The organism is Enterobacter cloacae complex sp. 677-3DZ2D5B, from assembly GCF_004136695.1.
GTDB classification, from domain to species: domain Bacteria; phylum Pseudomonadota; class Gammaproteobacteria; order Enterobacterales; family Enterobacteriaceae; genus Enterobacter; species Enterobacter hormaechei_C.
This window is the reverse complement of record NZ_QFLS01000024.1, coordinates 16,986-29,039: the sequence shown is the minus strand read 5'-3', so window position 1 is coordinate 29,039 and position 12,054 is coordinate 16,986. Positions and strand designations below refer to the sequence as shown.

The window sequence follows — 12,054 nt, the reverse complement described above, 5'->3', positions numbered from 1 at the left end:
TTGAGTGCCCACACAGATTGTCTGATAAATTGTTAAAGAGCAGTTGCGACGCGCTTCAGCGCTCTGTCGCGAGGTGGCGTATATTACGCTTTCCTCTTTCAGAGTCAACCCTGATTTTCAGGATTTTTTCTCTTCAGCCGACCGGGTTGTTTGTGAAGTGATTCACATCCGCCGTGTCGATGGAGGCGCATTATAGGGAGTTCTCCGCTGGCCGCAACCGCTAAATGACAGAAAAATGACTGACTGCTGCATTCCACAGCAAAACCCCGCCTTATACCTTTTTACACACAGACTTATCCACAATGATACGAAAAAGTGAAAATGTGCGAGCGTTGCGCAAACGTTTTCGTTAAAATGCTCGCGCTTTACAAGGATGCCTCGTCAGGTGTGTTAGATGAGTTTTTCACAGGAAAATTCATCTAACGCTCTCTGTAATCGTGAAATCCAGGGGATTTACCATGCAACAACGTCGTCCAGTCCGCCGCGCTCTGCTCAGTGTTTCTGATAAAGCCGGTATCGTCGAATTCGCCCAGGCACTTTCCGCACGCGGTGTGGAGCTGCTTTCTACAGGTGGCACCGCGCGCCTGTTAGCAGAGAAAGGTCTGCCGGTAACCGAAGTGTCCGATTACACCGGTTTCCCGGAAATGATGGATGGACGCGTCAAAACCCTGCATCCGAAAGTGCACGGCGGTATTCTGGGTCGTCGCGGTCAGGACGACGGTATTATGGAGCAACACAATATTGCCCCCATCGACATGGTTGTCGTTAACCTCTACCCGTTCGCCCAGACCGTCGCCCGCGAAGGCTGCTCTCTGGAAGATGCGGTTGAAAATATTGATATCGGCGGCCCAACCATGGTGCGCTCCGCGGCCAAGAACCATAAAGATGTCGCCATCGTGGTGAAGAGCAGCGACTACAACGCCATTATTAATGAGATGGATGCCAACGAAGGGTCCCTGACACTTGAAACGCGTTTCGATCTCGCCATCAAAGCCTTCGAGCATACCGCCGCCTACGACAGCATGATCGCCAACTACTTCGGTAGCCTGGTACCGGCTTACCATGGTGAAAGCAAAGATCCCTCTGGCCGCTTCCCGCGCACCCTGAACCTGAACTTCATTAAGAAGCAGGATATGCGTTACGGTGAGAACAGCCACCAGCAGGCGGCCTTCTATATAGAAGAAGAGGTAAAGGAGGCCTCTGTTGCGACCGCCCAGCAGGTTCAGGGCAAAGCCCTTTCCTATAACAACATTGCCGACACCGACGCCGCGCTGGAATGCGTGAAAGAATTCAGCGAGCCGGCCTGCGTTATCGTCAAGCACGCCAACCCATGCGGCGTTGCGGTAAGCACTTCTATTCTGGATGCCTACGATCGCGCCTACAAAACCGACCCGACCTCCGCGTTCGGCGGCATTATCGCCTTTAACCGCGAGCTGGATGCGGAAACCGCGCAGGCCATCATCTCCCGCCAGTTTGTCGAAGTGATCATCGCGCCGTCCGCATCAGAAGAAGCGCTGAAAATCACTGCGGCAAAACAGAATGTGCGCGTGCTGGTTTGTGGTCAGTGGGCGGAACGCGTGCCGGGCCTGGACTTCAAGCGCGTGAACGGCGGTCTGCTGGTTCAGGACCGCGATCTGGGTATGGTGACAGAAGCCGACCTGCGCGTGGTGACCAAACGTCAGCCGACCGAACAGGAACTGCGTGACGCGCTGTTCTGCTGGAAAGTGGCGAAGTTCGTGAAGTCTAACGCAATTGTTTACGCCAAAGAGAACATGACCATCGGGATAGGCGCAGGCCAGATGAGCCGCGTTTACTCTGCAAAAATTGCCGGTATCAAAGCAGGCGACGAAGGCCTGGAAGTGAAAGGCTCCGCCATGGCCTCTGATGCCTTCTTCCCGTTCCGCGACGGAATCGATGCGGCCGCTGCTGTGGGTATCACCTGTGTGATCCAGCCTGGCGGTTCAATCCGTGATGACGAAGTGATTGCCGCTGCCGACGAGCATGGCATCGCAATGATCTTCACCGACATGCGCCACTTCCGCCATTAATTCCCGGAGCAGAAAATGAAAGTATTAGTGATTGGTAACGGCGGGCGCGAGCACGCCCTGGCGTGGAAAGCAGCGCAGTCCCCGCAGGTTGAAACCGTCTTTGTGGCACCGGGTAATGCCGGTACGGCGCTGGAACCCGCGCTGCAAAACGTCGCCATCGGCGTGACCGATATCCCGGCACTGCTGAGCTTTGCCCAGACCGAGAACATCGATCTGACCATCGTTGGCCCGGAAGCGCCGCTGGTGATTGGCGTCGTAGACGCCTTCCGCGCAGCTGGCCTGAAAATCTTTGGCCCAACGGAGGGTGCCGCACAGCTGGAAGGCTCAAAAGCCTTCACCAAAGATTTCCTCGCGCGTCATAACATCCCGACGGCGGAATATCAGAATTTCACTGAAGTGGAGCCTGCTCTGGCCTGGTTACGTGAGAAGGGCGCGCCGATTGTTATCAAGGCCGACGGTCTGGCCGCGGGTAAAGGCGTGATCGTCGCGATGACCCTCGAAGAAGCCGAAGCCGCGGTTCAGGATATGCTGGCAGGTAACGCCTTTGGCGATGCGGGCCACCGCATCGTGATTGAAGAGTTCCTCGACGGCGAAGAGGCGAGCTTTATCGTGATGGTCGATGGCGAGCACGTTCTGCCGATGGCCACCAGCCAGGATCACAAGCGTGTGGGCAATGGCGATACCGGCCCCAACACTGGGGGAATGGGCGCTTACTCTCCTGCTCCCGTTGTTACCGATGAGGTGCATCAGCGCACCATGGACCGCATCATCTGGCCAACCGTGAAAGGGATGGCGGCGGAAGGCAATACCTACACCGGTTTCCTTTATGCAGGCCTGATGATCGACAAGCAGGGTAACCCGAAGGTGATCGAATTCAACTGCCGCTTTGGCGATCCGGAAACCCAGCCGATCATGCTGCGCATGAAATCCGACCTGGTGGATCTGTGTCTGGCGGCGTGCGAAGGCAAGCTGAATGAGAAAACTTCCGAGTGGGACGAGCGTGCCTCTTTAGGTGTGGTGATTGCTGCGGGTGGGTATCCGGGTAGCTACAACACTGGAGATGAGATCCACGGCCTGCCGCTGGAAGAGATTGACGGCGCGAAGGTGTTCCACGCCGGTACGAAGCTGGCTGACGATGACCGCGTGCTCACCAACGGCGGCCGCGTGCTGTGTGCGACCGCGCTGGGCCAGACCGTGGCAGAAGCGCAGAAACGCGCCTATGCGCTGATGGCGGATATTCACTGGAACGGCAGCTTCAGCCGTCAGGATATCGGTTATCGTGCTATTGCGCGGGAGCAGGGAGAGTAATTTCCCCTCACCCTAACCCTCTCCCTCAAGGGAGAGGGGACTTAAATCAAAAACTCTTTTCTGTCGGCTGCCAGGTGCAGAAATCTTCATTCGCCACCAGCAACAGCTGAGAGCCTTCCGGCGCTTCCAGCCATGCCACACTCACCTCCACAGATGAATGCCGCTGACGACGCTGAATGTGTTCGGTTGCCCAGGATTCAAGCTCAGGCTTCACCGTCTGCCCTTCGCAGGTGGTCACCGTGCCGTCGGCATGCCAGCGCCCCTGACGCAGCACCACGCGGCCCTGACGCAGTGCATCGCTGGTCTGGCGAAGTTGTTCAGCACGGTAGCGGTAGAGGGCGACCTGATCGCTGGAAAGCTGCTGTTTCAGTCCACTGACCTCATGCTGCATAAAGCTCAGCTCGCCGTGGTCGTCGAAACGCACCTTCACGTGTTCGGGAGTCTTACTGTAGATATTCAGTTCAATGAGCGACAGGGCATCGCCCTGCCAGCGGTATTCTGCGGTCGAGGTATTGCCGTTATGCCATGGGCTGAACGCGGTGAGCATATGGACTTCATCGCTGGAATCTTTGCGCCAGATCCTGACCGCACCCTGGTTGTCAGCGTAGCCGCTGGCGGTAAACGGGGGGAGTGAGGAATCATGGCTACAGGCAGAGAGCAACAGTACGCCTGCCAGCGCGAGCGGTCCACGCCAGAATGACAAAAGGGGCGTTGCCGCCCCTTCGTTAAAACTGTTCACTGCCACGCGTCTTACTTAACTGCGTCTTTCAGTGCTTTACCAGAAACAAATGCCGGCACGTTAGCTGCGGCGATTTTGATTTCTTTACCGGTCTGCGGGTTGCGGCCAGTACGCTCAGCGCGGTGGTTCACTTTGAAGGTACCGAAACCAACCAGTTGTACAGCATCGCCTTCTTTCAGAGACTCAGTAATAGCAGCCAGGGTAGATTCCAGAGCAGCTTTAGCCTGCACTTTAGACAGATCAGCCTTGTCCGCAATTACATCAATCAGTTGAGTCTTGTTCATAAGTTATCCTTTCAATGTGTTTATCGCTTGCTAAGCATCGAGTGCGACGAAAATGCCAAAAAAGCACTCTCCTGCATACACGCACCGATAGCCACTTTTTTTCGCCCCCCAAATGTAGACCAGACGGGGGGCGAAAGGGAAGAGTCGAGGAGCGACAAAACAGGCGTTAAATCACGTTTTGTTGTCTCATTGGTTAAAAATTATACCAATATTGCTCTCGCCGGCCTCGCGCAGGTCCGCGCGCAGCCCTTTGATCAGCTCAATATCACGCTCTTCACACTCTGCCAGCAGGCGGAAAATCTCCCACTGAATGTCCCATTCCTGTTCTACCGCCGGGTTAGCACGCAGCTCTTCGTCGGTCATTTCACGGCCTTCCTGGGTCATTTCCAGCATCGCAACGGTGGTAATGGATGCCTTACTGACTTCAATGGCGTGTTCCAGGGTTTCACCGCTCAGACGGGAGTGGATCAGCTCGCTCAACGCCACACAGGCATCAATGGCCGGGTAGACGCCATACAGGTCGAAATCATCCGCAGCCGGAATAGCCTCTTCCAGCTTTTCGAGCTGAGAGTCAAAATTCACCTTCGCGTCTTTGACCGTCAGCGTCTCCCAGATTAAATCCAGGATACGACGATAAATCTGGCCTTCGCCAAACGCTGTCTGCTTGCAGAACGCGGCATAGTTGGGATACATGCGCTCGCACAGGCAAGCCATAAACGTCACGTGCTGCCAGCTTTCCAGCTTTTCAAGGCGCAGATGAATCGGGTTTTGTAACATGATGATGTCTCGAATCGAAAATTAGCCGCAGTTTACCTGAATCACGGCTGAATTTCCTGCCAACGAATGAATGCCGGACGTGAAGAGGCCACGGCGTCAGCCCAGCGGGTTGGCTCCGGTAAACGGTAGCCCTTCATACAGCGTTGCACCCACGCCAGGGCGCTGTCCATGCTCACCCGATGCCCGGTTGCGATAAACAGCGGGTTGCAGCGCGCTTTACTGCGCCAGACCCACGCCAGCTGCTCGCCTTTATGAATAAGCGGCGCCAGCGCGCCCGGTTCGGCAGAGAGCGGCTCAAACGCGCCGCACAGGCGTTTTTTCGCCACGCCGATGGTCGGCACGTCCACCAGCAGACCAAAGTGGCTGGCAACGCCTAAGCGACGCGGATGGGAGATACCATGCCCATCAACAAACAGCAGGTCAGGTTTTTGCGAGAGTTGTTCCCAAGCGGCCAGCAGCGCGGGATATTCGCGGAAGGAGAGAAAGCCGGGGATATAGGGCATGGTGGTGGCGATACGCGCCACCTTGTACTCCACCAGCTCCAGCGACGGGTATTTCAGCACCACCATCGCCGCTCGCGTCACTTCACCGCCCTGCTCAAACCCGACGTCCGCCCCGCCAATGTACCGCGGAGGGTCCGTATCCAGACGATCCTCACGGATCACCGATGAAGCCAGTTCGATTTGCTGAGCGCGTAGCGACGCGAGATCCATAACCACTCCTTACTTATGATACTGGGCAGAAAGCCGATGCACCGCCTCCACAAATACGCCTGCGTGTTCAGGCGGCACATCCTGATGAATGCCGTGGCCGAGGTTAAAGACGTGGCCTTCACCCTGGCCGAAACCAGACAGTATAGTCGACACTTCCTCTTCGATACGGGCAGGCTGTGCATAGAGCATGGACGGGTCCATGTTGCCCTGGAGCGCCACTTTGTCCCCCACGCGACGGCGCGCATCGGCAATATCGGTGGTCCAGTCGAGGCCCAGCGCGTCGCAGCCGGTGGCCGCCATCGCTTCCAGCCACTGGCCGCCGCCTTTGGTAAACAGCGTCACCGGCACGCGACGGCCTTCGTTTTCACGCAGCAGGCCATCGACAATTTTGTGCATGTAGTACAGGGAGAACTGCTGATAATCACGTCCGGTCAGCACGCCGCCCCAGGTGTCGAAAATCATCACCGACTGCGCACCTGCTTTAATCTGCGCGTTGAGGTAGAGCGTGACGCTCTTCGCGAGCTTGTCGAGCAGCGCATGCAGGGCCAGCGGCTCGGCGTACATCATCTTTTTGATGACGGTAAAGGCTTTGCTGCTGCCGCCTTCCACCATGTAGGTGGCCAGCGTCCACGGACTACCGGAGAAGCCAATCAGCGGCACATCGCCTTTGAGCTCGCGGCGAATGGTGCGCACGGCGTTCATCACATAGCCCAGCTCGCCTTCCGGATCGGGGATCGGCAACTTATCAACGTCGGCTTTGCTTTTGATCGGTGAGGTAAAACGCGGGCCCTCGCCGGTTTCGAAATAGAGCCCAAGGCCCATCGCATCCGGAATGGTGAGAATGTCCGAAAAAAGAATGGCGGCATCGAGCGGGAAGCGGCGCAGCGGCTGGAGCGTCACTTCACAGGCCAGCTCGGCGTTTTTGCACAGCGACATAAAATCGCCCGCCTGCGCGCGCGTGGCTTTGTACTCTGGCAGATAGCGTCCCGCCTGGCGCATCATCCACACCGGGGTGACATCAACGGGCTGGCGCAGCAGCGCACGCAGATAACGATCGTTCTTCAGTTCGGTCATTTTGCAGTTCCTTATTGCGTCAGTCCGTCAGTGTAACACTACTCATACTCGGCCCGACACATTGCCACGGTATCTTCTATCAGGCGACGCGCCACCGTTCCCGGCGGGGGCAGCAGCGGTAAATCGTCGTAGCGATACCAGTTCGCCTCCAGCAGCTCTTTCTTATCGATAACAATCTCGCCGCTGTCGTATTCCGCCATAAACGCGGTCATCAGGGACATCGGGAACGGCCACGGCTGCGACGTCACATAGCGCAGGTTTTTCACCTTAATGCCGCTCTCCTCCATCACCTCACGCGCCACCGCCTGTTCCAGCGTTTCGCCGACTTCCACGAACCCGGCGAGGACAGTATGAATGCCGTTGCGATGACGGGTATGCTGCGCCAGCAGGATGGAATCATCACGGCGGATGGCGACAATGATGCAGGGTGCGATTTGCGGATAGTAGCGTTCACGGCAGTGGCCGCAAAGCATTGCCCACTCGGTTTTGCTCGGGTGCATGGTGTGGCCGCAGTAGCCGCAGTATTTGTGCGAGCGGTAAAACTCCGCCAGCTGCACGCCGCGCCCCGCCAGCTGGAACAGGCCGACATCCCGATCCAACACCTGACGAACGGATCCCATATCCTGACGACGAGCCTGTAGGATCAACCATACCGGATCGCCCTGCCACTCGCCGATCCGCAGCGCAGGTTGGCCGACGAGATCGAAGATTTCTGCCGCACCGTAGGGTATCTCCCCACCGGGCAGCCACAACTTTTGCTCGTGACTGACGATCCACCAACCCAGATCTGATTTTTCAATAATACGATCCATATCTATTGCACTACCTTCGCTTCACTGACATGTTGTTAGCATTGTGGTTACATTTTGGATAAGCAGATCCCATTCTAAACCTTATGGAGTCGACCATGTTAAACCAGCTGGAAAGCCTGACTGAGCGCGTTGGAGGAAGTAACACCCTGGTGGATCGCTGGCTACATGTGCGCAAGCATCTCCTTGTGGCGTATTACAATCTGGTCGGTCTTAAGCCTGGCAAAGAATCCTTTATGCGGCTGAACGAAAAAGCGCTGGATGATTTTTGTCAGAGCCTTGTCGACTACCTCTCCGACGGCCATTTCAACCTTTATGAACGCATTATCCGCGAAATGGAAGGGACAACGCCGTATTTAGCGGCCAGTAAACTCTGTCCGCTGCTGGAAGCCAACACCCAGCGGATCATGGACTACTACGATTCCGCGCTGGAGAACGCTATCGATCACGATAACTATCTTGAGTTTCAGCAGGCGCTTTCCGACCTTGGCGAAGCGCTGGAAGAGCGATTCACGCTGGAAGACAAGCTCATCGCCCTCGTGCTGGACAACAACCTGAATATCAGCACCAGCGATAACGTTGCGCGCCCTGCTTGAGTTCTTAATCGTTAACGAGTAATTTACAACCATTCGCCCCTCTGCGGAGGGGGATTTTTCTTGTCGGAGTGCCCAGTGTGAAAGCACGGGCTGAGACCGTTAATTCGGGATCCGCGGAACCTGATCAGGTTAATACCTGCGAAGGGAACAAGAGTCACACTGCTGTTGTATCGCCCCTGAGGCGATCTTCTCTTGCTTCATCCGTCGTCTGACAAGCCATGTCCTTCACTTTTGGAATGAGCTATGTCTACTGCAAAACTGACCCGCCGCGAACAGCGCGAACACGCACAACGCTTCATCGACACCCTGGAAGGCACCGCTTTCCCGAACTCGAAACGCATCTACATTTCCGGCTCACAGGCTGATATCCGCGTCCCGATGCGCGAAATCCAGCTCAGCCCGACGCTTATCGGCGGCAGCAAAGACAACCCGCAGTTTGAAGACAACGAAGCCGTGCCGGTGTATGACACCTCGGGCCCGTACGGCGATCCTGATGTTGCTATCAACGTCCAGCAGGGTCTGGCAAAGCTGCGCCAGCCGTGGATAGAGGCGCGTAACGACTGCGAAGAACTGAGCGTGCGCAGCTCTGCGTACACCAAAGAACGCCTGGCCGACGACGGTCTGGACGCGCTGCGCTTTACCGGCCTGCTGACGCCGAAACGCGCTAAAGCGGGCAAATGCGTAACCCAGCTGCACTACGCGCGCCAGGGTATCGTCACGCCGGAGATGGAGTTCATCGCCATCCGCGAAAACATGGGCCGCGAGCGCATCCGCAGCGAAGTGCTGCGCCACCAGCATCCGGGTGAAGGGTTTGGCGCTCGCCTGCCGGAGAACATCACGCCGGAATTTGTGCGTGATGAAGTGGCCGCCGGGCGCGCCATTATCCCCGCCAACATCAACCACCCGGAATCCGAGCCGATGATTATCGGCCGCAACTTCCTGGTGAAGGTCAACGCCAACATCGGCAACTCAGCGGTGACGTCATCCATCGAAGAAGAGGTGGAAAAGCTGGTCTGGTCGACGCGCTGGGGCGCGGATACGGTGATGGACCTTTCCACCGGCCGCTATATTCACGAAACCCGCGAATGGATCCTGCGTAACAGCCCGGTGCCGATTGGCACCGTCCCGATTTATCAGGCGCTGGAGAAGGTCAACGGCATCGCCGAAAACCTCACCTGGGAAGCGTTCCGCGACACGCTGCTGGAGCAGGCGGAACAGGGCGTGGACTACTTCACCATCCACGCGGGCGTGCTGCTGCGCTACGTGCCGATTACGGCGAAACGTCTGACCGGTATCGTCTCACGCGGCGGTTCGATTATGGCGAAATGGTGCCTTTCCCATCATCAGGAAAACTTCCTCTACGAACACTTCCGCGAAATCTGCGAAATTTGCGCCGCGTACGACGTCTCCCTGTCGCTGGGCGACGGCCTGCGTCCTGGCTCCATCCGCGATGCTAACGACGAGGCGCAGTTTGCCGAGCTGCACACGCTGGGCGAGCTGACTAAAATCGCCTGGGAGTACGACGTGCAGGTGATGATTGAAGGCCCGGGCCATGTGCCGATGCAGATGATCCGTCGCAACATGACCGAAGAGCTGGAGCACTGCCACGAAGCACCGTTCTACACGCTGGGGCCACTGACAACTGACATCGCGCCGGGCTATGACCACTTCACGTCAGGCATTGGGGCGGCGATGATCGGCTGGTTCGGCTGCGCCATGCTCTGCTACGTGACACCGAAAGAGCACCTCGGCCTGCCAAACAAAGAGGACGTGAAGCAGGGACTGATTACCTACAAGATTGCCGCCCACGCGGCGGATCTGGCGAAAGGCCATCCGGGCGCGCAAATTCGCGACAACGCCATGTCCAAAGCGCGCTTTGAATTCCGCTGGGAAGACCAGTTTAACCTGGCCCTCGATCCGTTCACCGCCCGCGCCTACCACGACGAAACCCTGCCGCAGGAATCGGGCAAAGTCGCGCACTTCTGCTCCATGTGCGGACCAAAATTCTGCTCGATGAAAATCAGCCAGGAAGTACGCGATTACGCCGCCGCGCAGACCATTGAAGTCGGCATGGCGGACATGTCGGAAACCTTCCGCGCGAAAGGCGGCGAAATCTACCTCAAAAAAGAGGAGGCATAATGTACCAGCCTGATTTCCCCCCTGTCCCCTTCCGCTTAGGGCTTTACCCGGTGGTGGACAGCGTGGCGTGGATCACCCGCCTGCTGGAAGCGGGCGTTCGCACCCTCCAGCTACGCATCAAGGATAAACGCGATGAAGAGGTGGAGGCCGACGTGATCGCTGCTATCGCGCTGGGACGTCGCTACCACGCCCGCCTGTTTATCAACGACTACTGGCGGCTGGCGGTTAAACACCAGGCGTACGGCGTGCATCTGGGACAGGAAGATCTGGAAACGACCGATCTCAGCGCGATCCGTGACGCCGGTCTGCGGCTGGGCGTCTCCACCCACGACGATATGGAGATCGACGTGGCGCTGGCGGCCCGCCCCTCCTACATCGCCCTCGGTCACGTTTTTCCGACGCAAACCAAACAGATGCCGTCCGCTCCACAGGGTTTGGCTCAGCTGGCGGCGCACGTGAAGCGACTTGCCGATTACCCCACCGTCGCTATCGGCGGGATCAGCCTTGAACGTGCGCCCGCAGTGCTGGAGACCGGCGTCGGCAGTATCGCCGTCGTCAGCGCTATCACCCAGGCGGCAGACTGGCAGGCCGCCACCGCACGGCTTTTACAACTGGCAGGAGCAGGCGATGAAAGATCGTGATTTTATGCGCTACAGCCGCCAGATCCTGCTGGAGGATATCGCCATCGAGGGGCAGCAAAAGCTGCTCGCCAGCCGGGTACTGATTGTCGGTCTGGGCGGATTAGGCACTCCCGCCGCGCTGTATCTGGCTGGCGCGGGCGTGGGCACGCTGGTGCTGGCCGATGACGACGAGGTACATCTCAGCAATCTGCAACGGCAAATTCTCTTCACGACAGAAGATATCAACCAGCCTAAAGCGCACGTTACGCGCCAGCGGCTGAACCAGCTTAACCCCGATATCGAACTGGTTGCGCTCCAGACGCGGCTTAGCGGAGACGAGCTGCAACGCGAAGTTGCCCTTGCCGACGCGGTGCTGGACTGCACGGACAACATGGCGACGCGTCAGGCCATCAACGCGGCCTGTGTTGCACAGAACACGCCGCTGATCACCGCCAGCGCGGTCGGTTTCGGCGGGCAGATAATGGTGCTTACGCCGCCGTGGGCACAGGGCTGCTACCGCTGCCTGTGGCCTGACGAGGCTGAACCGGAGCGTAACTGCCGCACGGCAGGCATTCTGGGCCCGGTGGTGGGCGTGATGGGTACTCTTCAGGCGCTGGAGGCCATCAAGTTGCTCAGCGGCATAGAGACAGAACGCAACACGCTGCGGCTGTTCGACGCCCGCTCCAGCGGATGGCGTCATCTGGTGTTAAACCGCGCCAGCCACTGCCCGGTATGCGGAGGCCGCAATGCGCATTCTGTTTAACGATGAGCCGATGACGTGCGACGACGATCTTACCGTTGCCGCCCTGCTCGACACGCTGCGCCAGCTGAAGCCGGGAACGGCGCTGGCGCTCAATCAACAGATCCTGCCGCGCGAACGGTGGGAACATCAGCAGGTCAATGAAGGCGACCAGATCCTGCTGTTTCAGGTTATCGCAGGGGGCTGA

13 protein-coding genes and 1 riboswitch are annotated in these 12,054 nt (G+C 57.8%); of the genes, 7 read left to right on the top strand and 6 right to left on the bottom strand.

Annotation, left to right across the window (positions count from 1 at the left end; translation table 11 throughout):
• Positions 1 to 458: 458 nt before the first annotated feature.
• Positions 459 to 2,048: a bifunctional phosphoribosylaminoimidazolecarboxamide formyltransferase/IMP cyclohydrolase gene (gene purH, locus DD597_RS24405; RefSeq protein ID WP_063869585.1), complete on the top strand. Its 1,590-nt coding sequence runs from the start codon at positions 459 to 461 to the stop codon at positions 2,046 to 2,048.
• A gap of 15 nt (positions 2,049 to 2,063) precedes the next feature.
• Positions 2,064 to 3,356, top strand: coding sequence for a phosphoribosylamine--glycine ligase (purD, locus tag DD597_RS24400; protein ID WP_048209873.1), 1,293 nt, complete (start codon positions 2,064 to 2,066; stop codon positions 3,354 to 3,356).
• 46 nt (positions 3,357 to 3,402) lie between these two features.
• Here the strand turns inward: purD and DD597_RS24395 are convergent, their stop codons facing one another.
• From DD597_RS24395 to nudC, 6 genes are all read right to left on the bottom strand, one after another.
• On the bottom strand, positions 3,403 to 4,095 hold the full coding sequence (locus DD597_RS24395; RefSeq protein ID WP_022646713.1) for a DUF1481 domain-containing protein: 693 nt from the start codon (positions 4,093 to 4,095) through the stop codon (positions 3,403 to 3,405).
• 11 nt (positions 4,096 to 4,106) lie between these two features.
• Entirely contained in the window at positions 4,107 to 4,379 is a 273-nt protein-coding gene (gene hupA / locus DD597_RS24390) for a nucleoid-associated protein HU-alpha (RefSeq protein WP_002445246.1), read from the bottom strand.
• A gap of 186 nt (positions 4,380 to 4,565) precedes the next feature.
• The gene (locus tag DD597_RS24385; RefSeq protein ID WP_003862310.1) at positions 4,566 to 5,156 is read right to left on the bottom strand and encodes a YjaG family protein; all 591 of its coding nucleotides are present in this window, start codon (positions 5,154 to 5,156) and stop codon (positions 4,566 to 4,568) included.
• A gap of 41 nt (positions 5,157 to 5,197) precedes the next feature.
• On the bottom strand, positions 5,198 to 5,869 hold the full coding sequence (gene nfi / locus DD597_RS24380) for a deoxyribonuclease V (RefSeq protein ID WP_003862312.1): 672 nt from the start codon (positions 5,867 to 5,869) through the stop codon (positions 5,198 to 5,200).
• 9 nt (positions 5,870 to 5,878) lie between these two features.
• A complete protein-coding gene (hemE, locus tag DD597_RS24375; RefSeq protein WP_022650209.1) occupies positions 5,879 to 6,943 on the bottom strand; it encodes a uroporphyrinogen decarboxylase in 1,065 nt (354 codons plus the stop codon).
• Positions 6,944 to 6,981: 38 nt separating this feature from the next.
• Positions 6,982 to 7,755 carry an NAD(+) diphosphatase gene (gene nudC, locus DD597_RS24370; RefSeq protein ID WP_022650208.1) on the bottom strand — a complete coding sequence of 258 codons (774 nt, stop codon included), beginning with the start codon at positions 7,753 to 7,755 and terminating at the stop codon, positions 6,982 to 6,984.
• 95 nt (positions 7,756 to 7,850) lie between these two features.
• On the opposite strand from nudC, the gene DD597_RS24365 reads away from it, so the two are divergent.
• From DD597_RS24365 to thiS, 5 genes are all read left to right on the top strand, one after another.
• Positions 7,851 to 8,348, top strand: a complete 498-nt coding sequence (locus DD597_RS24365) for an Rsd/AlgQ family anti-sigma factor (RefSeq protein WP_022650207.1) — start codon at positions 7,851 to 7,853, stop codon at positions 8,346 to 8,348.
• A 54-nt stretch (positions 8,349 to 8,402) separates the two neighbouring features.
• A riboswitch (TPP riboswitch) is annotated at positions 8,403 to 8,512 on the top strand.
• A 79-nt stretch (positions 8,513 to 8,591) separates the two neighbouring features.
• Positions 8,592 to 10,487, top strand: a complete 1,896-nt coding sequence (gene thiC, locus DD597_RS24360) for a phosphomethylpyrimidine synthase ThiC (RefSeq protein WP_129256652.1) — start codon at positions 8,592 to 8,594, stop codon at positions 10,485 to 10,487.
• Positions 10,487 to 11,128 carry a thiamine phosphate synthase gene (gene thiE / locus DD597_RS24355; protein ID WP_129256651.1) on the top strand — a complete coding sequence of 214 codons (642 nt, stop codon included), beginning with the start codon at positions 10,487 to 10,489 and terminating at the stop codon, positions 11,126 to 11,128. Before thiC ends, thiE begins: the two co-directional genes overlap by 1 nt.
• Entirely contained in the window at positions 11,115 to 11,870 is a 756-nt protein-coding gene (gene thiF / locus DD597_RS24350) for a thiazole biosynthesis adenylyltransferase ThiF (RefSeq protein ID WP_109949093.1), read from the top strand. Before thiE ends, thiF begins: the two co-directional genes overlap by 14 nt.
• Complete coding sequence (thiS, locus tag DD597_RS24345) at positions 11,854 to 12,054, top strand: sulfur carrier protein ThiS (protein WP_003862324.1); 201 nt, start codon at positions 11,854 to 11,856, stop codon at positions 12,052 to 12,054. The genes thiF and thiS overlap by 17 nt, the downstream gene beginning before the upstream one ends.